Source organism: Sabulicella glaciei, from assembly GCF_026183895.1.
GTDB lineage: Bacteria > Pseudomonadota > Alphaproteobacteria > Acetobacterales > Acetobacteraceae > Roseococcus > Roseococcus glaciei.
The window spans coordinates 42999-61544 of record NZ_JAPFQI010000023.1; the positions used below are offsets into that span (position 1 = coordinate 42999).

The window sequence follows — 18546 nt, forward strand, 5'->3', positions numbered from 1 at the left end:
GCGCCCGCAGGGGCATTGATCATAGGGAGTGGGACATGACTGAAACCGTCTCCGGCAGCCGCCGCGGACTTCTCAAGGCCGGCGCCGTCACTGCTGCCGGTGCCGCCGTGCTGGCGACCCCCAATGTGAGCCGGGCCCAGACGGTGACGTTGCGCTTCCAGTCCACCTGGCCGCAGCGCGACATCTTCCATGAATTCGCACAGGATTACGTCAATCGCGTGAACGCCATGGGCGGCGGCCGCCTGCGGCTGGAGTTGCTGGCGGCGGGCGCCGTGGTCGGCGCCTTCCAGGTGCTGGACGCCGTGCACTCCGGCACGTTGGATGGCGGGCATGGCGTGTCGGCCTATTGGTTCGGCCGCAACCGCGCCTTCTCCCTCTTCGGAACGACGCCGCCCTGGTTCGGCGACGCGAACCAGATGCTCGGCTGGTTCTATTACGGCGGCGGCGAGGCCCTGTATCGCGAGCTGCTGCACGACATCCTGCGCATGAACGCGGTGGGCTTCATGTCCGGCCCGATGCCGACCCAGCCCCTGGGCTGGTTCCGCAACCCGATCGAGCGCGCCGACCAGGTGCGCGGCCTGCGCTACCGCACCGTCGGCCTCGCCACCGACCTGTTCCAGGAGATGGGCGCGGCGGTCGTGGCCCTGCCGGGCGGCGAGATCGTTCCGGCGCTGGAGCGCGGCGTCATCGACGCGGCGGAGTTCAACAACCCCTCCTCCGACCGCGTGCTCGGCTTCCCCGACGTCGCCAAGAACTACTACATCCAGAGCTACCACCAGGCGGTGGAATGCTTCGAGGTGCTGTTCAACCGCCAGAAGTTCGAAGGGCTGCCGCAGGAGCTCCAGGCCGTGCTGCGCCATTCTTCGGAGGCAGCCTCGGCCGACATGTCGTGGAAGCTGCAGGACCGCTACTCGCGCGACCTGCTGGCGATGTCGCAGCAGCAGGGCGTGAACGTGCGCCCGACGCCGCGCCCCATCCTGGACGCGCAGCTCCAGGCCTGGGACCGCGTCATCCAGAAGATGGAAGGCGACAACTCCAACCCGCAGGCCGGGCCGTTCTTCAAGAAGGTCTGCGACAGCCAGCGGGAGTGGTGCCGCCGCGTCGGCAACTTCATGCTGCGCTACAACGTCAGCCCGGTGGTGTCCTACAACCACTTCTTCGCGCGCGGCTGAGTTCAGCCTGATGTCTACCCGGCCCGGTTGCAGACGCACCGGGCCGGTTTTTTTCGGGCCTGTGCAGGGAGAAGTAGGGGGATGACGGACAGCCTCGTGGTCGGGGGGCTCGCGGGCCTCGTCGTTGCGGCGCTCATCGTGGGCATCGCCTTCTCCGGCGCGCATTTTGTGCAGCGGGCCCTGCTGGCGGTGGATCGGTTCTCCACGCTGATCGGCCAAGTCTTCGCCTGGACCATCATCCTCCTGACAGCGTCCATCGTCTACGAGGTCTTCGCGCGGCGCTTCTTCTCCTCCCCGACCAACTGGGGCTACGACGTGCAGTACATGCTGTACGGGATGCTGTTCATGTTCGCCGGCGCCTATGCGCTGTCGCGGAACGGGCATGTGCGGGGCGACTTCCTGTATCGCATGATGGAGCCGCGCAAGCAGGCCATGCTCGACTGCCTGCTCTACGTCCTATTCTTCTTCCCCGCGATCTTCGCCTTCATGGTGGCCGGCTGGCACTTCTTCGAGCTGAGCTGGATTCAGAACGAGCGTTCGATGTTCAGCCCTTCCGGGCCGATCATCTGGCCCTTCAAGGGCATCATCCCGATCGTGGGCTTCATCATGCTTCTCCAGGGCTTGGTCGAGACGGTGCGCTGCGTGCGCTGCATCCGCACCGGGCATTGGCCGCAGCGCCTTTCCGACGTGGAGGAGCTGGATCAGATCATCCTCGCCCGCGCCGCCGAGGCGGAGGACCTGGAGGACCTCGCGCGCAAGATCGCCGAGGGCGACGACACGACCCTGACGAACAAGAGCACCTGAGCCCATGATGTCCGACGCCGCGCTGGGCCTCACCCAGCTCCTGCTCTTCCTGTTCTTCATCCTGCTGGGCTTTCCCATCGCCTTCACCCTGATGGCGATGGGGCTGTTCTTCGGCTATCTCGGCATGGGCGACCGGGTCTTCGACCTGCTGATCCAGCGCACCTACGCGGTGATGTCGAGCGACGTGCTGATCTCCGTCCCGCTCTTCGTCTTCATGGGCTACGTCATCGAGCGCGCGAACATCCTCGACCGGCTGTTCCGCGCGTTGCAGATGGCCTCGGGCAACATTCCCGGCTCGCTCGCCGTCGCCACCCTCGCCACCTGCGCGCTCTTCGCCACGGCGACGGGCATCGTCGGCGCGGTGGTGACGCTGATGGGCCTCCTCGCCTTCCCCGCCATGCTGCGCGCCGGCTACGACGTGAAGCTGGCCTCCGGCGTGATCTGCGCGGGCGGCTGCCTCGGCATCCTGATCCCACCCTCCATCATGCTGATCCTCTACGGCGCGACGGCGGGAGTGTCGGTGGTGCAGCTCTACGCCGCCGCCTTCATTCCGGGCCTCACCCTGGCCGGGCTCTACATCGCCTACGCGATCGGCATCGCCATCGTGAAGCCGGAGGTGGCGCCGCGCCTGCCGCCCGACGCGGTGGCCGTGCCCTTCGGCAAGATCCTCTGGGCGCTGCTGACCAGCTTCCTGCCGCTGGCGCTGCTGATCGCCATGGTGCTGGGCGCGATCCTGCTGGGCCTCGCCACCCCGTCCGAGGCGGCGGCGATGGGCTCGCTCGGCTCCATCCTGCTCGCCATCACGTACCGTGCCTTCACCTTCGGGAAGCTGAAGGAGAGCGTGTTCCTCACGGCCCGCACCTCGGCCATGGTGTGCTGGCTCTTCGTTGGCTCCTACATCTTCTCCTCGGTCTTCGGCTATCTCGGCGGCCAGGGCGTGGTGGAGGAGTTCGTGAAGTCCCTGCCGCTCAACACCTTCACCTTCATGCTGCTGGCGCAGGCGATCATCTTCGTGCTCGGCTGGCCGCTGGAATGGACGGAGATCATCGTGATCTTCGTGCCGATCTTCCTGCCGCTGCTGGACAATTTCGGCGTGGATCCGCTGTTCTTCGGCGTGCTGATCGCGCTGAACTTGCAGACCAGCTTCCTGTCGCCGCCCGTCGCCATGGCCGCCTTCTACCTGAAGGGCGTGGCGCCGAAGCACGTGAGGATCGAGGACATCTTCCGGGGCTGCATGCCCTTCATCTTCATCGTCGTCTTCACCATGCTGATGGTCTACATCTTCCCCGCCATCGTCACCTGGCTGCCCGAGACGCTCTACGGCGGCCAGAGCGGGCCGCCCGCCGTGCAGATGGACGCGCCGCCCTCCGGCGGCTTCCAGGAAGAGGAAATGCCCGAACTGCCGCCGCTGCAATGAGCGGCGCAGCGAATTGGCTGGCCGAGGCGTGGGAGACGGGGAACCCTCTCGCCCCGCTCCCCCCCGAGGTCGCACCGAAGGACCTCGCCGAGGGCGAGGCGCAGGCGGCGGCGCTGGTGGAAGCGCTGGGCCTGCCCGTCTGCGGCCTGCGCCTCACGCGCGGGCCGGGCGGCGACTGGCTCTCCGCGCCGTTGCTGGAAGGGCGGATGCTGCGCGCCGGCACGCCGGTCGCGCTCGCCGCGCTGCGCCGGCCGCGCCTGTCCGCCGGGGTGCTGGGCGTGCTCGCCGCACCGCTGGAGGAAGGCGGGGATGGCGAGGCAGAGTTCGGCGCCCTTCATCCCGCCCTGGACGTGGCGGCGACGCGCTTCAGCGAGGGCCCGGCCGATGCGGCGCAACTCGTGGCCGATCTGGGCGGGCTGGGGCAGGTGCTGGTGGGCAAGCGCTCCCTCGCCCCTCTCCCCACCTCCGCCGAGGCACGGCTGGGGCGTCGCGGCGCCCGGCCCCGCCCCATCCATGAATCGCTGGGCGCGCTGATGGCCCGCGCCGCCGCCGAGGCGCGGCGCTGGGGCGGGCTGCCCGCGGGCGCCGTGCTGCTGGTCGCGGGGCTGGGCGGCGAGGCCGAGCCCCAGCCCGGCGAGAAATGGTCCGCCGCCATCCATGGGGTCGGGCGCATCGGGGCCGATTTCGCGTGACGGCGCGTCGGTAGTTTTCCGCAGGGCGACAGCGCCCGGCGACGTCGCATAATCGCGGCGCTTCCCCGGAATCGCCCATGCCGAACCACAAGATCTCGCCCCTGCGCCTCGTCGCCTCGGACGGCGTCGCGGTCACGTCGCCGGATACCGGCCCGCGCCTCCGGCCGGAAGCGGTGGAGGCGCTGCGGCAACTCTGCGACCTCGCTCGCGCCGTGGCGCGCGACGAGTTGCTGCTGGGCGGGCTGCGCGCCGACGAGGCGCTGGCGGGCGCGGTGCTGCGCCTGGCGGAGTTCGACGCCTCCTGAACCTCACTCCAGCCGGATGTTGAGGTCGCGCACCACCGTTCCCCAGCGCTCGCGGTCGCCGGCGATGAACCTGCGCGTTTCCTCCGGCGTCATGGTGACGGGCAGCGCCGCCTGGGCGCGGAACACCTCCTGCACCTGCGGATTGCGCAGCGCCTCCGCCGTCACGGCCGCGATGCGCGCGGCGCCGGCCTGCGGCATGCGCGCGGGGCCGAGCAGGCCGAACCAGTTCGCCGCATCCACCGGCGTCCCCAGCTCCTTCAGCGTGGGCACGTCCGGCAGGAGCGGGATGCGCTCATCGGCGCCGACGCCCAGGATCTTCGCGCGCCCGTCGCGCGCGATGGCCTCGGCCGGGCCGGCATTGAGGAACATGCAGTCCACCTGCCCGCCCAGCACCGCCGTGCTGGCCGGCGCGGCGCCGGTGAAGGGCACGTGCAGCAACTCCAGCCGCGCCTGCTTCATCAGCCGCTCCATCGCGAGATGCGAGGTGGAGCCGATGCCCCAGGAGGCGTAGGTGACCCGCCCCGCCTGGGCGCGCGCCCGGGCCAGGAAAGCCTCCAGATTCTCCACGCCCAGCCCGGGGCGCGTGATCAGCACGAAGGGACCGCGCGCGAAGACCGTGACGGGGGTGAAGTCGCCCAGCGCGTCATAGGGCAGGCGCGGATAGATCAGCGGGTTGATCGCGTGCGTCTCGGCATTGGCCAGGATCAGCGTGTGGCCATCGGGACGCGATTGCGCCACCGCCTGGGTGCCGACCGCACCATTGGCGCCGGGCCGGTTCTCCACCACCACCGGCTGGCCGAGTGGCCCCGCCATGGCCGGGCCAAGGGCGCGGATCACCACGTCGGCCAGGCCGCCTGCGTTCCACGGCACGATCACGCGCACGGGCTGGTCCGGGAAGCCCAGGGCCGGGGCAGCGAGCGGCAGCAGCGCGGCTGCCCCGAGCAGCGCGCGGCGGGTGACGGGAGTGGTCATGGCGTGTCCTCCGGATTGAGCGGCCGGAGCTTTGGCCGCCCGGTCCTGTTACCGATCACACGATGCGCCGGCCCGACCTGTCAATGGCGGTCCGGGCGCGGCGCCACGTCGAGCCGCACGGCGATGCCTTCGAGTTCTGGCGAAGGCGCGGGGTAGCGTGCCATCACCAGCGGGTCGTGGCCGGGGACGATGTGATCCTCGCTCGATGCCGCTCTCCGCAATCGGTCGAAGCCCTCCAGCATCTCGCCGACATGGAAGGCGACGGTGAAGGGGCGCGCCTCCTCCATGTTCGCGTAGAAATGCGTGACGTCGGAGGCGAGCACGACGCGGCCGCGCCCGGTTTCCACCGACACGAATTGCAGCCCCGCCGAATGCCCGCCGGTGGGATGCAGCCGCAGCCCGGGCCAGGGCTCGACCACGCCGTCATGGAAGGAGACGCGGCCGGCGAAGTTCATCCGCACCATGCCGACGATGTCGTCCGGCTCGAAGGAATGGGCGAGGTGACGGTGCCGCATGTAGCGGCCGGTGGCGTAGTGCATCTCCTCCTCGCGCAGGTGGAAGCGAGCGCGGGGAAACAGGTGGAAGGAGCCGACATGGTCGTAGTGGAGGTGGGTGATGACCACGTCCTCTACCGCCTCCGGCGCGATGCCGAGCAGGCGCAGGGATTCGGCGGGGCAGCGCAGCCATTCGCGGCCGCGCCGCGCCGCCACCTCCGCCGTGAAGCCGGTGTCCACCACCACGGCGCGCCCGTCGCGCACGCAGGCCCAGACGAAGTAGTCCATGGGCATCGGCCCATCATGCGGATCGCCGCCGATGAAATGCGCGGCGGCGGTGGCGTCGCGGCGCGCATAGCGCAGCGCATAAACCTCCCAGCTCATGGCTTGCGCTCGCCGCCGATGGTCACCCCGGCCCATTCCTCCAGCACCTTGGCGACGCTGGTGAAGTCGCTCTGCGGGCCGTACTTGGCGCTGGTGACGGCCAGCATCTGCCGCACCGCGCTGCCCACCACCATTGGGATGCCCATCGCCTCCGCCTCCTCCACGCAAAGCCGCACGTCCTTGTGCGACAACCCGGTGGTGAAGCCGTAATCGAAGCCCCGCGGGATGATGGATTTGGGGAACTTGTCCTGAGTCGCGCTGTTGCGGCCGGAGGAAACGTTGATCACCTCGCACATCAGCGAGGGATCGAGCCCAGCCTTCACCCCCATGGCCAGCGCCTCGGAGGAAACGACGAGCGTCGCGGCGGCGAGGAGGTTGTTGCACAGCTTCATCACCTGCGCGGCGCCCGGTTGCTCGCCGCAGAAGAAGGGCTTGCCCATCACCTTCAGCACCGGTTCCAGCGCGTCGAAGCGGGCGCGCGGTCCGGACACCATCACGGCCAGCGTGCCGGCCGCCGCGCCGGCCTTGCCGCCGCTCACTGGCGCGTCCAGCACCTCGCGCCCCGCGGCGGCGAAGGCCTCGTGCATCTCGCCCGCGACGCGCGGCCCGGTGGTGGAGAAATCCACCAGGGTGCGGGCGCGCTGCCCTTCCAGCACGCCGCCCGGGCCGATCGCGACGTCGCGCACGATGGCGGGGGTGGGGAGGCTCACCAGCACCACGTCGGCGCGGTCTGCCACCTCGCGCGGGCTGCCCGCCGCCTCCGCGCCGAGGGCGACCAGGGCCGCCACCGCGTCCGGCACGCGGTCATGCACCACGAGGCGGTGGCCCGCCTCCAGGAGGCGCGTCGCCATGGGCCGGCCCATCTGGCCCAGCCCCACGAAACCGATCACCTGATCCGCCATTGCCGCGTTTCCCCATTTGGCCTTGCCGGGATGATACCGGTATCACCACAAAGGCCAAGGGTGCGGCGTCAGGTGCTGGCGCGCTGGATGATCTCGAAGCCGAGGTCGAGCACGGCCGGGCCGGATTGCCGCCCAGCCAGACGGTCCAGCAGCATGCGGGCTGAGCGCGTGCCGATCTCCCCCCGGGGCAGGCGCAGCGTGGTGACGGGCGGGTTCAGCTGGGCCAGCAGGTCCACGTTGTCGAAGGCGGCGATGGCCACCTTGCCGGGCACCGCCCAGCCGCGCCGCTGGCATTCCAGCACGGCGCCCGCCGCCAGCACGTCGCCCGCGAAGAAGATGGCGTCGGGTGGTTCCGCCCCTTCGGTCAGCCGTGCCAGCGCCTCCGCCCCCGAGGCCAGGCCGGGCGGCATCTCGAGCAGCAGGCGTGGATCGGACGGCCGTCCCAGCTCCGCCAGCGCGTCCAGGAACCCGGCGCGCCGGTCGCGCGAGCGGGCATTGGCGGCGGAGGGCAGCGTCACCAGCGCCACGCGCCGGTAGCCGAGCCGGGCGAGGTGGCGGGTCATCGCCTTCGCCGCCTCCCGGTTCGAGTAGGACACGACCATGTCCAGCGGCTCGGCCGGCACGGTGCCGTTCTCCACCACCGGCACGCCGGCACGGCGGATCATCCGCGCCGTCGCCTCCGTGTGCAGCGTGTCGTGCAGGATCAGCCCCGCCACGCGCTGCTCCAGGAAGGCGCGGATCGCCGCCTCCTCCGCCTCCGGGCTGTAGAGGCTGTCGGCGATCATCAGCTGAAATCCCTCGCGCCGCAGCACGTCGGAAATCCCCTTCACCGTCGCGGCGAAGAGCGAGTTTTCCAGCGACGGCACCACCAGCCCGACCACGTCCGAGCGGCGCGAGGACAGCGAGCCGGCGAGGCGGTTCGGCACGTAGCCCACCGCGCGCACCGCCGCCTCCACCCGCGCCCGCACCTCGGGCGAGACGCGCGCAGGCTCGCGCAGCGCGCGGGAGACGGTCATGGCGGAAACCCCGGCGGCGCGCGCCACGTCGCGCATCCGTGCTCCGCCGGGTGGGTCGGGCAGGTCGTGCATGCCCGCCTGCTCTACTCCATCCGGATGCGCGCGTCGCGGACCACGCGGCCGATCTTCTCCACCTCCTCGCCCATGAAGCGGCCAAACGCCTCGGGCGTGCCGCCCACCACCTCGGCGCCCATCTCCAGCAGGCGCGCCCGTTCCTGCGGCTCGGCGATGATCGTGTTGAAGGCGGCGTTGATCCGCTCCACCGCGCGCGGCGCCATGCCTGCGGGACCGAGGCAGGCATACCACTCGTCGATCGCGAAGCCGGGCAGTCCGGATTCCGCCACGGTCGGCACCTCCGGCAGGTAGGCGGCGCGCTCCGCCGAGGTGACGGCGATGGCGCGCAGCGACCGGTCCCGCACGAAGGGCAGGGTGGAGGAGGCGTTGCCGAACATCAGCTGGATGTGGCCGCTCACCAGGTCGGCCAGGGCCGGCCCGCCGCCGCGATACGGGGCGTGCACCATGTCCACCCCGGCGGCGAGCTTGAACATCTCGCCCGAGATGTGCACCGCCGAGCCGATGCCTGGCGAGCCGAAGGTGAGCGCGCCGGGCCGCGAGCGCGCCAGCGCGATGAGGTCCTGAACGGAGTGTACCGGCAGCGAGGGATGCACCACCAGGATGTTCGCCACCCGCGCGAGGTTGATGATGGGGGCGAGGTCGCGCACCGGATCATAGGGTTGGCGCGACAGCAGCGCCGCCGAGATCACGGTCGAGGTGACCATGCCGAAGCCGTGCCCGTCCGGATTCATGCGCGCCATCTCCGCCGCGCCGATGGCGCCGGAGGCGCCGCCCCGGTTCTCCACCACCACGGCCTGGCCCAGCAGGGCGGAAAGCCGCGGCTGGAACTGCCGCGCCAGGATGTCGGTGGTGCCGCCCGGCGGCCACGTGACGAGGAGGCGCACCGGGCGCGTGGGAAAGTCCTGCGCAAGGACCGGGGCCTGGAGCCCGGCGGCGAATGCGGCGCCCATCGCGGCGCGTCGCGTCCATCTCATGGTGGTTCCTCCCTGGTTCTTTGTCATGCGGCGGACCAGCCGCCATCCATCGGCAGCGCCGATCCCGTGATGCCATCCGCGTGGGGGCCGCACAGGAAGGCGACCAGCGCGCCGACCGCGGCGGCGTCCACGAAGCGCCCGGTGGGCTGCTTGCCGCGCAGGAAGCGGCGCGAGGCCTCGGCCTCGTCCAGCCCCTCGCGCGCCATCAACTCGCCCAGGCGCGCCTCGATGTTGGGCGTCCGCGTGGTGCCGGGGCAGAGCGCGTTGCAGGTGATGCCGCTGCCCGCCGTTTCCAGCGCCACCGCTCGGGTGAGCCCCAGCAGCGCGGTCTTCGTGACGACATAGCCCGCGCGCCCCGTGGCGCCGACGAGGCCGTAGATGGAGGACATGTTGACCACCCTCCCCCAGCCCCGCGCCCGCATGCCGGGCAGCAGCAGCCGGATGAGGTGGAAGGGGGCGGAGAGGTTCACCGCGAGGTCGGCATCCCAATCCGCCTCCGGCATCGCCTCCACCGGCGCGAAGTGGCGCGTCGCGGCATTGTTCACCAGGATGTCCACGGCGCCGGCCGCCGCCGCGAGGCGCGCGACCGAGGCGGCGTCGCCAAGCTCGGCGCGAAGGTAGCGCGCGGGGACGCCCAAGCGGCCCCCGAGTTCCGCTGCCACCTCCTCGCCCTCCGCTTCGCGCGCCAGGCCATGCAGCACGACGCCGCAGCCCAGCGCCGCGAGGGTCTCGGCCGAAGCCAAGCCGATCCCGCCCGTGGAGCCGGTGACGAGGGCCGTCCGCCCAGCCAGGAAGCGGGACGTCGTGTCTGCTATCGGTATCACACGGCGAGCCTAGTCCTCGCCCGCTTCGGGCCGCAAGCCGCGGCCTGCAAGCTTGCGGCCGGCACTCGTCCTGGTTAGCGTTACCACAAACCGGAGGAAGCCATGCCCCTTCTCGTCCGCCGCGCGGCGCTGCAGGCCGCGCTCGCCCTTCCCGCACTCGCGGCGCGGGCGCAGGGTCGCTGGCCGCAGCGCCCGGTGCGCCTGGTCGTTCCCTATGCGCCCGGCGGCGGCACGGATGTCTTTGCCCGCGCCCTGGCGGAAGGGCTTCGCCCCGCCCTTGGCCAGACGGTGACGGTGGAGAACCGCTCGGGCGGCAACGGCGTCGTCGGCAATGAGTTCGTGACGCGTGCCGAGCCGGATGGCTCGGTCTTCCTGGTGGATTCCGGCTCCTTCAGCCTGAACCCGCACATGGTGCCCAACCTGTCCTTCTCGCCGCTGCGCGACTTCACCCATGTCTCGCTGCTGTCTCGCTTCCCCTTGATGATGACGGTCGCGAACAACCAGCCCTTCGGCGACGTGCGCGCCCTGGTCGCGGCGGCGAAGGCGGCGCCGCGCAGCATCGGCTTCGGCACCTCGGACGCCGCCATCTCGCTCGCCGGCAACCTCTTCGCGCGCCTCGCGGGGGTGGAGATGGTGGAGGTCACCTATCGCGGCGCCGCGCCCATGCTGAACGACCTGATCGCCGGCCATCTGCCGGTGGGGTGGAACAGCACCGTCGCCGCCCTGCCGCACATCCAGGCCGGGCGGCTGCGCGCCTTCGGTGTCACCATGGCGGAGCGGACCGCCCTGCTGCCCGAGGTGCCGACGCTGCAGGAGGCGGGCGTGCCCGGCTACGAGTTCGCCGGCTGGTACGGCATGGCCGCGCCCGCCGGCCTCGACCCCGCCATCGCGGAAACCATGTGGAGCGCGATCCAGGCGGCCTTGCAGGAACCGGGCATCCGCGGGCGCCTCGCCGCCATCGGCGCCGACCTGAAGCCCCTCGGCCCCGCCGGCTTCACCGCCCTGCTGCGCGAGGAGGATGCGCGCTGGCAGCAATTCCGGCGCGAGGGGCTGCTCGGGCGCAGCGGGTGAACGCGTCGGTCACGGAGGCGCTGGGCCGCTTCGTCGCGGAAACCCCTTGGGAGGCGATCCCGGAGGCGGTGCGGCGCGAGGCGCCGCGCGCCCTGCTCAACCACCTGGGCTGCGCGCTGGGCGTGGCGCAGGACGATGCCGTGCGCTCCGCCCTCGCCGTGCTGCGCCCCTGGTCCGGCCCCGCGGTCGCAACCGTCTATGGCCAGGGCACGCGGCTCGACCCCATGTCGGCCAGCTTCATCAATTGCGTGGCCGGCAACCTGCTGGATTTCGACGACACCCACCTGGCGACGGTGATCCACCCGGCCGCTCCCGTCGCCCCCGTCGCCCTGGCCCTGGCCGAGGCGCGCGAATATTCGGGGCGCGAGGTGCTGCAAGCGCTGCTGCTGGGCATGGAGGTGGAGTGCCGCATCGGCCTCGGCGTTTCGCCGGGGCATTACGACCGGGGCTGGCACATCACCTCCACCTGCGGCGCTTTCGGCGCGGCGGCTGCGGCGTCGCGCCTGCTCGGCCTCGACGCCGCGCGCACGGCGCATGCGCTGGGCCTTGCCGCGAGCCAGTCGGCCGGCATCGTCGAGAACCTGCCGAATTCCGGCAAGAACGCCAGCATGGGTCATGCGGCGCGCGCCGGCCTCCTTTCGGCGCTGCTGGCGGAGGCGGGATGGGACGCCGCGCCCGGCGCGGTGGAGGGACGGCTGGGCTGGGCGCGCGCCACCGGCGATGCGCCGGACGTCGCGGCGATGGCAGGCGAGCTCGGCACGCGGTGGGAGGTGTCGCGCATCACCTACAAGCCCTATCCGGCGGGCATCGTGTTCCACGCCGTCATCGAGGCAGCACTGGATCTGGGCGTCGCGGCGGAGGAGGTGGCGGAGGTTGTGGCGGAGGGCGACGCGCTGCTGCTGGCGCGCGGGGACCGGCCGGTGCGCAGCCGCGGCGATGCGCGCGTCTCCATCCACCATTCCGTCGCCCTCGGCCTCGTGCGCGGGCGTGCCGGCGTCGCGGAGTTCGAGCCGGCGGCCGTGGACGATCCTGCCCTGGCAGCGATGCGCTCGCGGGTGCAGGCGAGGCTGGATGCTTCCCTGCCGCGCGGCGCCGCGCGGCTGACCGCCACGCTGCGCGATGGCACGCGGCGCGTCGCGCTGGTTGAACACCCGACGGGAAGCGAGGCGCGGCCGATGAGCGACGCCGCGCTGGAAGCGAAGTTCCGCGACAATCTCCGCCTCGGCGGCTTCGAGGATCGCGCCGACGCGCTGCTGGCGGCGGTGCGCGGGCTGGAGCAGGCGGCGGGTGTGGGGAGACTGGCCGCGCTGCTGGCCTGAGCCACGCGCCGCTTGCGGAGGGCAACCGGGCGGCCTAGCCTCCCGACCGATCGGTCGGTCAGGCCCCTGGGCACGGTCGGGCGGAAGCGGAGGAAACAACACGCCATGTCACGCCACCACCGGAAGGGCGGCCGCGCCGCCGCGCTCGCCTTCGCCCTGCTCGGCGCGGTTCTTCCGACGGCAGCGGGCGCGCAGACCCTGACGGTCGGGGCAGGCGCGCCGGTTTCCTCGCTAGACCCGCATTACCACCAGCTTCGCTCCAATGCGGAAGTGTCGCAGATGCTGTTCGGCACGCTGCTGACCACCGACGCCCAGGCGCGTCTCCTTCCTTCCATGGCGGAAAGCTGGCGTCCGGTCGGCGATGCGGTCTGGGAGTTCACGCTGCGCGAAGGCATCCGCTTCCACGACGGCCGCCCCTTCACCGCCGACGACGTCGCCTTCACGGTCGAGCGCATCCCCACCGTCAGCGGCCCCGGCGCGTCCTACGGGACGCATGTGCGGCCGGTGCGCCGGGTGGAGGTGGTGGATGCGCGCACCGTCCGCCTGCACACCAACGGCCCCTTCCCGCTGCTGCCGGTGTATTTCAGCCAGGTCTTCATGCTGGGGCGCGACATCCACGCCAATGCCTCCGGGGGCGACTTCAACGACGGCAGGGCCGCGATCGGCACGGGTCCCTATCGCCTCGTGTCCTACACGCCGGGCGACCGCATCGTCATGGAGCGCAACGACAGCTGGTGGGGCGGCACGCCGCACTGGGCGACGGTGAACTACCGCATCATCACCAACGACGCGGCGCGCATGGCCGCGCTGCTCGCCGGCGACGTGGACTTCATCGACCAGATCCCCACGCGCGACGTCGCGCGGCTGCGGCGGGATTCGCGCTTCCGCGTGGCGGAGACGACGAGCCTGCGCACCATGTACGTCACGCTGGATTCCACCCGCACCCCGCCCGTGCCGGGAATTTCCGGCACCGAGGCGAACCCGCTCGCCGATATCCGAGTGCGCCGGGCGCTGTCGCTGGCCATCAGCCGCCGCGCGCTGGTGGAGCGGGTGATGGATGGCGCGGCGCTCGCCACGATGCAGTTCATGCCGCCCGGCACCTACAGCCACATCCCCGACATGCCCGTGCCCGAGGCGGATCCCGCGGCGGCGCGCGCCCTGCTGGCCGAGGCCGGCTACCCGAACGGCTTCGCGCTCACCCTCGGCGGTTCCAACGACCGCTACATGAACGATTCGCAGATGGTGCAGGCGATCGGCCAGATGTGGACGCGCATCGGCATCCGCACCACGGTGGAGGCGCAGCCCTACGCCACCTTCATTGGTCGCGCGACGCGGCGCGAATTCCCGGCGGCGCTGCTCACCTGGGGCAACTCCACGGGCGAGGCGTCGGTGGTGCTGAACTCCGTCCTCCGCACGGCGGACCGGGAGCGCGGCCACGGCGCCGCGAACCGGGTGCGCTATTCCAACCCCGAGCTCGACCGACTGGTGGGCGAGGCGGAAACCGAGATGGACGCGACGAAGCGCGAGGACCTGCTGCGCCGGGCGCAGCGCGCGGCGCTGGACGACGTGGCGCTGGTGCCGCTCTATCTCCAGCCAGCGCTCTGGGCGATGCGGAGCAGCCTCACCTACGAGGCGCGCGCCGACGAGCGCAACGACTTCGTGGCGGTCCGGCCGGCGGAGCGGTAGGGACGCTCACCAGCCTGGCAGGCTGAAGGCCCACTGCGCCGCCAGCCCGACCTGGAAGGCGGGCGAGTCCCGGTTCAGCCCCGCCCCGACCGAAAGGCCGATCACCGGCCCGCCGGACAGGCGGTGGCGGATTCCTGCCTGGATGATCTCGTAGTCGCGTTCCCCGCGCTCGCCCTGCTCGCGCGCATAGGTCACGACGAGGGCCGTGTCGCGCGTGATGCCCTGGCCGACCGAGGCGTTGACGAACCAGCGATGCGGCCTTTCGCCCGGCAACGGGTCGAGCCGCGCGGTCCAGCCGAGGTTGAGATGGACGCCCAGCGGCCGCTCGCCGCGGATCAGCGTCCGGCCGATCAGCGCGACGAGATCGGCTTCCTGCCCCGGACGGCCGGGGCCATAGACGGCGCGCAGCCGCGCCAGCACCCCCAGCGCCGGCCACGTGCCGCGCCCGCCCGACACCTCGTAGAGCAGGCCGAGCCGCGTCACGCCGCCCCAGGCCGGGATGCGCCCGCCATCCTGGCCGCCCTCCCCCTCGACGGAGGAGTCCAGGCGGCGTCGCGTCTGCAGGTTGCCGTAGGCCGCCAGCTGCCCGATGCGGAACTCGAGCCCCGGCGCCACGCCCACCTCCATTTCCGCCTCCAGCGAGGTGGTGCCGCGCCAGCGCCCGGTGCGCGCCCTTTCGTGGAAGCCGACGATGGCGAGTTCCGCCGCGCCCGGCGCGGCTGCCAGCGGATCGGTGATCTCGAACGGATCATCGGCCAGTTCCAGGGGTTCGTCGGCGGCCAGGGCCGGCGTGGCCGAAGCCAAGGCAGCCGCCACGACCATCAACGAGCCTGCCGCTGCGCGACGCATCGTCCTGCCTCCCACTGATCCAGCGGCAACGTGACGTCTGTCAGAGGGTTGCAGCGGCCGAAATCCGCTCCTGCGGCGACCTGCTCAGGCCTCCGGCTTCGCGGAGGGCGGCTCGAAGGCGCGGATGGGCGGCAGGTTGCCGGTGAAGCGCTCCACCTCCACCACGGTGAGCTGCCCGGTGCAGCCCTGGGCGAGGGCCGACGTCCCCACATCGCGCGTCAGCACGTTCGGGTTGCCGTGGACGCAGAGGGGCCGGTCCTCCTCCGGGTTCTCCGGATCGTACCAGGCGCCGGTCGGCAGTTGCACCACGCCCGGCCGGATGTCCGGGCTGACCCGTGCCGCAGCAAGGCAGGCGCCGCGCGCGTTGAACAGGCGGATGATGTCGCCATCGGCGATGCCGCGCGCCTCGGCATCCGCCGGGTGCAGCATCGCGACCTCGCGCCCCCGGTGCTTCGCCGCTGCGCTGTGCCCGCCGAAATCGAGCTGGCTGTGCAGCCGCGTCGCCGGCTGGTTGGCGATCAGCTGCAGGGGTGTCGCGGGGGCGGGAACATCCTCGGGCGGCAGCCAAGCCGGGTGGCCGGGGCAGCTGGCCTCGCCGAATCCGGCGACGGTCTCGGAGAAGATCTCGATCTTGCCGCTGGGCGTCGGCAGCGGGTTGGCGTCGGGGTCTTCGCGGAAGGCGCGCCACGGTCCGCCATCGTCCGGCGCCTGCGGCAGGCGCAGGCTGCCCGCTTCCCAGAAGGCGTCGAAATCCAGCGCCGGCGCGCCCTGCGCGCGAAGCGCCTCCTCCGTCCGGGCATAAAGGTGCCGCAGCCATTCGCGGCTGCTGCGGCCTTCGGTGAAGACCTCGTCCACTCTGAGCCGTCGGGACAGTTCGGCGAAGATGTCGTAGTCGTCCCGCGCCTCGCCGAAGGGCTCGACGATGCGGTGCATCGCCACCATCAGCGGGTCGTGGGAGCTGTAGCCGATATCCTCGCGCTCCAGCGTCATGGTCGCGGGCAGGATGATGTCGGCGTGGCGCGCCGTCGCGGTCCAGGCGAGCTCGTGCACCACCAGCGTGTCCACGCGCGCGAAGGCCTGGCGCAGCCGGTTCAGGTCCTGATGATGGTGGAAGGGATTGCCGCCCGCCCAGTAGACCAGCCGGATCTCCGGGTAGCGGCGTGTCTGCCCGTTGTAGCGATACTCCGTGCCCGGATTGAGCAGCATGTCGGCGATGCGGGCGACAGGGATGAAGTTGCCATGCCGGTTGCGGCCCTGCGACAGGGTCGGCCCCGGCACCGCGTTGGCGCGGCGCCCGTAATAGCCGATGGCACCCAGCGCATAGCCATAGCCGCCGCCGGGCAGGCCGATCTGGCCCAGCACCGCGGCGAGCACCGCGCCCATCCACACCGGCTGCTCGCCATGCTCGGCGCGCTGCAGCGCGTGCGCCACGGTGATGAGCACGCGGCGGCCCTGCAGCCTTCGCGCCAGGGCACGGATCTGCTCCGCCGGCACGCCGGTGATCCGCGCGGCCCAGTCGGCATCCTTGGGCTGCCCGTCCGCCTCGCCCAGCAGGTAGCGGGCGAAGACCGGCCAGCCCACCGTGTAGCGGTCCAGGAATGCCTGGTCGTGCCGGCCTTCCGCGACGAGCGTGTGGACCAGCGCCAGCATCAGCGCCGTGTCGGTGCCGGGGATGCCGGGGATCCATTCGGCCCCCGATTCCTCCGGCAGGTCGCCGCGCAGCGGGCCGACGAGGATGAACTCGCAGCCCCGCGCGCGCGCCGTCTCCATCGCGCCGCGCTCGACATGCTCGCTGATGCCGCCGCCCGCGACCATGGCGTTGCGCAGCGCCATGCCGCCGAAGGCCAGCACCACCTCGCTGTGCTGCGCCACCTGGTCCCAGGTGACGTTGTTCTTGGTGAGGTCCTCGTAGTTGCCGAGGACGTGCGGCACGATCACGGAGGCCGCGCCCGAGCTGTAGCTGTTGACCGAGGCGACGTAGCCGCCGAAGGCCGCGTTCAGGAAACGGTGGATCTGGCTTTGCGCATGGTGGAAGCGCCCGGCGCTGGACCAGCCATAGGAACCGCCGAACACGGCGCCCGCGCCGTGCCGCATGCCGACCCGGCGCAGCTCCCCGGCCAGCAGGTCCAGCACGGCGTTCCATTCCATGGGCACGAACTCGTCGCGGCCGCGCCGGTCGTCCGGGCCGGGGCCGCGCTCCAGCCAGCCGCGACGCACCATGGGCTGCGCGATGCGCGCCGGGTGGCGCAGCGCCGCGGGGAAGTTGTCGATGATGCCGTTCGGGTCCGGGTCGCCCGGGTGCGGGCGCACCAGCAGCTCCCCGTCCCGCATGGCCGCGGAAAAGACGCCCCAGTGCGAGCTGTGCGGCCGGAACGGAGGGGCGGGGTCGGTGCTCATCGCGAAGTCTCCGTGGGACGGTGACGGGTTCGGGGCAGGGTAACGGGTCGCCGGGGGGCTGGCCATGACGCCCTGGCGCCGCGCCGACTCAGCGCGCCCGCAGGCCCAGCGTCCGCACCGCGTCGCGCTCCTCCGCCACCTGCTCGGCCAGGAAGGCCGCGTAGTCGGCGGTGTTCTTGTACATCAGCGGCATGTCCAGCCGCTCCAGCGCCTGCAAATGCTGCGGGTCGTGCAGCGCATCCTTCAGCCCGTCATGCAGCGCCGCCACCGTCTCGGCGGACATGCCGCGCGGCCCCACCAGCCCGTAGGGCGAGGCGAAGACGAGGTCGGTGCCGGTTTCCCGAAGCGTCGGGGCCTGGGAGAAGCGGCGCGGCCTTTCGGCGCCCCAGGTGACCAGAAGGCGGAAGCTGCCTTCCTCGACCATGGGCGCCCAGCCGCTGGAGTCCACCGCCGCGTCCACCTGCCCGCTCATCAGCGCCTGCACGTTCTCGCCGACGCCGCGGTAGGGCACGTGGGTCCAGCGGATGCCCTGCGCGCGGCCGATGCGCTCCATCCCCACGAAGGCGGTGCTGGCCGCGCCTGCCGTGCCGTAGTTGATCTTGTCGGGGTTGGCCTTGGCGTAGGCCAGGAACTCCGTCCAGGTCTGCCAGGGCGCGTCGCGGCGCACGACGACGCCGATGAGATAGCCGGTGAGGTGCAGGACGGGCGCGCAATCCGCCGTGGGATCGGCGTCGATGTCGCCGGTCATCAGCATGCTGCGCACCGCGGTGATCGGCAATGTGGTCAAGGTCAGCCCGTCCGGCGCCGCCGTGCGCATGGCGAGGATGCCGAGCGAGCCGCTGGCGCCGGGCCGGTTCTCCACCATCACGGTCTGGCCGAAGCGCCGCGTGGCGGCCTCGGCCAGGACGCGCATGTGCACGTCGGTGGAGCCGCCGGGCGAGAACGGGACGATCAGGCGGATCGGCCGCGACGGCAGCGCCCGCTGCGCGGAAGCCAGGCCGGGCGCCGCAAGCGCGGCGCCGGCGCCGAGCAGGCCGCGACGGCCGATGGTCCCGATGGAGGATTGGCGGATTCTCATGAGGACGCTTCCGTTCTTTTCCCGAGGTTCCATTGACTCGCATGGATTTCGTCCCGCCGTAAGGGCTGGGTGCCGGCCCCTCGCCCTCGGGACATGGGCTCGCCGGCTCGCGCCG

General features: G+C 71.8%; 17 protein-coding genes. 8 read left to right on the forward strand and 9 right to left on the reverse strand.

Annotated elements, in window-relative coordinates; translation table 11 throughout:
- Positions 1-35: 35 nt before the first annotated feature.
- From OF850_RS20045 to OF850_RS20065, 5 genes are all read left to right on the forward strand, one after another.
- Entirely contained in the window at positions 36-1172 is a 1137-nt protein-coding gene (locus tag OF850_RS20045; RefSeq protein WP_301592111.1) for a TRAP transporter substrate-binding protein, read from the forward strand.
- Positions 1173-1253: 81 nt separating this feature from the next.
- Complete coding sequence (locus OF850_RS20050) at positions 1254-1976, forward strand: TRAP transporter small permease subunit (protein WP_301592112.1); 723 nt, start codon at positions 1254-1256, stop codon at positions 1974-1976.
- 4 nt (positions 1977-1980) lie between these two features.
- Positions 1981-3393, forward strand: a complete 1413-nt coding sequence (locus OF850_RS20055; RefSeq protein WP_301592113.1) for a TRAP transporter large permease — start codon at positions 1981-1983, stop codon at positions 3391-3393.
- Positions 3390-4085, forward strand: coding sequence for a hypothetical protein (locus OF850_RS20060; RefSeq protein WP_301592114.1), 696 nt, complete (start codon positions 3390-3392; stop codon positions 4083-4085). Before OF850_RS20055 ends, OF850_RS20060 begins: the two co-directional genes overlap by 4 nt.
- 77 nt (positions 4086-4162) lie before the next feature.
- The gene (locus tag OF850_RS20065) at positions 4163-4390 is read left to right on the forward strand and encodes a hypothetical protein (RefSeq protein ID WP_301592115.1); all 228 of its coding nucleotides are present in this window, start codon (positions 4163-4165) and stop codon (positions 4388-4390) included.
- Positions 4391-4393: 3 nt separating this feature from the next.
- On the opposite strand, the gene OF850_RS20070 is transcribed toward OF850_RS20065, so the two are convergent.
- The 6 genes from OF850_RS20070 to OF850_RS20095 all read right to left on the reverse strand — a co-directional run bounded on the left by OF850_RS20070 (position 4394) and on the right by OF850_RS20095 (position 10031).
- Positions 4394-5362 (reverse strand): Bug family tripartite tricarboxylate transporter substrate binding protein, encoded by a 969-nt coding sequence (locus tag OF850_RS20070; RefSeq protein ID WP_301592116.1) that lies wholly within the window; start codon positions 5360-5362, stop codon positions 4394-4396.
- 80 nt (positions 5363-5442) lie between these two features.
- Entirely contained in the window at positions 5443-6240 is a 798-nt protein-coding gene (locus tag OF850_RS20075; RefSeq protein WP_301592117.1) for an N-acyl homoserine lactonase family protein, read from the reverse strand.
- Positions 6237-7142 carry an NAD(P)-dependent oxidoreductase gene (locus OF850_RS20080; RefSeq protein WP_301592118.1) on the reverse strand — a complete coding sequence of 302 codons (906 nt, stop codon included), beginning with the start codon at positions 7140-7142 and terminating at the stop codon, positions 6237-6239. The genes OF850_RS20075 and OF850_RS20080 overlap by 4 nt, the downstream gene beginning before the upstream one ends.
- Positions 7143-7210: 68 nt before the next feature.
- On the reverse strand, positions 7211-8230 hold the full coding sequence (locus OF850_RS20085) for a LacI family DNA-binding transcriptional regulator (RefSeq protein WP_301592119.1): 1020 nt from the start codon (positions 8228-8230) through the stop codon (positions 7211-7213).
- A gap of 11 nt (positions 8231-8241) precedes the next feature.
- Positions 8242-9207 carry a tripartite tricarboxylate transporter substrate binding protein gene (locus tag OF850_RS20090; protein ID WP_301592120.1) on the reverse strand — a complete coding sequence of 322 codons (966 nt, stop codon included), beginning with the start codon at positions 9205-9207 and terminating at the stop codon, positions 8242-8244.
- A gap of 23 nt (positions 9208-9230) precedes the next feature.
- Positions 9231-10031 (reverse strand): SDR family oxidoreductase, encoded by an 801-nt coding sequence (locus OF850_RS20095; RefSeq protein WP_301592121.1) that lies wholly within the window; start codon positions 10029-10031, stop codon positions 9231-9233.
- 102 nt (positions 10032-10133) lie between these two features.
- Here OF850_RS20095 and OF850_RS20100 point away from each other — a divergent pair, with 102 nt between their 5' ends.
- The 3 genes from OF850_RS20100 to OF850_RS20110 all read left to right on the forward strand — a co-directional run bounded on the left by OF850_RS20100 (position 10134) and on the right by OF850_RS20110 (position 14107).
- On the forward strand, positions 10134-11102 hold the full coding sequence (locus tag OF850_RS20100) for a tripartite tricarboxylate transporter substrate-binding protein (protein ID WP_301592122.1): 969 nt from the start codon (positions 10134-10136) through the stop codon (positions 11100-11102).
- Positions 11099-12421 carry an MmgE/PrpD family protein gene (locus OF850_RS20105; protein ID WP_301592123.1) on the forward strand — a complete coding sequence of 441 codons (1323 nt, stop codon included), beginning with the start codon at positions 11099-11101 and terminating at the stop codon, positions 12419-12421. Before OF850_RS20100 ends, OF850_RS20105 begins: the two co-directional genes overlap by 4 nt.
- A gap of 105 nt (positions 12422-12526) precedes the next feature.
- The gene (locus OF850_RS20110) at positions 12527-14107 is read left to right on the forward strand and encodes an ABC transporter substrate-binding protein (RefSeq protein WP_301592124.1); all 1581 of its coding nucleotides are present in this window, start codon (positions 12527-12529) and stop codon (positions 14105-14107) included.
- A gap of 6 nt (positions 14108-14113) precedes the next feature.
- Here OF850_RS20110 and OF850_RS20115 read toward each other — a convergent pair whose 3' ends face one another.
- The 3 genes from OF850_RS20115 to OF850_RS20125 all read right to left on the reverse strand — a co-directional run bounded on the left by OF850_RS20115 (position 14114) and on the right by OF850_RS20125 (position 18431).
- Positions 14114-14956 (reverse strand): hypothetical protein, encoded by an 843-nt coding sequence (locus tag OF850_RS20115; RefSeq protein ID WP_301592125.1) that lies wholly within the window; start codon positions 14954-14956, stop codon positions 14114-14116.
- A gap of 84 nt (positions 14957-15040) precedes the next feature.
- Positions 15041-17353: a molybdopterin guanine dinucleotide-containing S/N-oxide reductase gene (locus OF850_RS20120; RefSeq protein WP_301592126.1), complete on the reverse strand. Its 2313-nt coding sequence runs from the start codon at positions 17351-17353 to the stop codon at positions 15041-15043.
- A gap of 88 nt (positions 17354-17441) precedes the next feature.
- Positions 17442-18431, reverse strand: coding sequence for a tripartite tricarboxylate transporter substrate binding protein (locus OF850_RS20125; RefSeq protein WP_301592127.1), 990 nt, complete (start codon positions 18429-18431; stop codon positions 17442-17444).
- Positions 18432-18546 lie beyond the last annotated feature (115 nt).

Coding starts and splice junctions, on each gene's coding strand:
- OF850_RS20045 (WP_301592111.1), top strand. CDS start 36: ATGACTGAAACCGTCTCCGGCAGCCGCCGCGGACTTCTCAAGGCCGGC.
- OF850_RS20050 (WP_301592112.1), top strand. CDS start 1,254: ATGACGGACAGCCTCGTGGTCGGGGGGCTCGCGGGCCTCGTCGTTGCG.
- OF850_RS20055 (WP_301592113.1), top strand. CDS start 1,981: ATGATGTCCGACGCCGCGCTGGGCCTCACCCAGCTCCTGCTCTTCCTG.
- OF850_RS20060 (WP_301592114.1), top strand. CDS start 3,390: ATGAGCGGCGCAGCGAATTGGCTGGCCGAGGCGTGGGAGACGGGGAAC.
- OF850_RS20065 (WP_301592115.1), top strand. CDS start 4,163: ATGCCGAACCACAAGATCTCGCCCCTGCGCCTCGTCGCCTCGGACGGC.
- OF850_RS20070 (WP_301592116.1), bottom strand. CDS start 5,362: ATGACCACTCCCGTCACCCGCCGCGCGCTGCTCGGGGCAGCCGCGCTG.
- OF850_RS20075 (WP_301592117.1), bottom strand. CDS start 6,240: ATGAGCTGGGAGGTTTATGCGCTGCGCTATGCGCGCCGCGACGCCACC.
- OF850_RS20080 (WP_301592118.1), bottom strand. CDS start 7,142: ATGGCGGATCAGGTGATCGGTTTCGTGGGGCTGGGCCAGATGGGCCGG.
- OF850_RS20085 (WP_301592119.1), bottom strand. CDS start 8,230: ATGCACGACCTGCCCGACCCACCCGGCGGAGCACGGATGCGCGACGTG.
- OF850_RS20090 (WP_301592120.1), bottom strand. CDS start 9,207: ATGAGATGGACGCGACGCGCCGCGATGGGCGCCGCATTCGCCGCCGGG.
- OF850_RS20100 (WP_301592122.1), top strand. CDS start 10,134: ATGCCCCTTCTCGTCCGCCGCGCGGCGCTGCAGGCCGCGCTCGCCCTT.
- OF850_RS20110 (WP_301592124.1), top strand. CDS start 12,527: ATGTCACGCCACCACCGGAAGGGCGGCCGCGCCGCCGCGCTCGCCTTC.
- OF850_RS20115 (WP_301592125.1), bottom strand. CDS start 14,956: ATGCGTCGCGCAGCGGCAGGCTCGTTGATGGTCGTGGCGGCTGCCTTG.
- OF850_RS20120 (WP_301592126.1), bottom strand. CDS start 17,353: ATGAGCACCGACCCCGCCCCTCCGTTCCGGCCGCACAGCTCGCACTGG.
- OF850_RS20125 (WP_301592127.1), bottom strand. CDS start 18,431: ATGAGAATCCGCCAATCCTCCATCGGGACCATCGGCCGTCGCGGCCTG.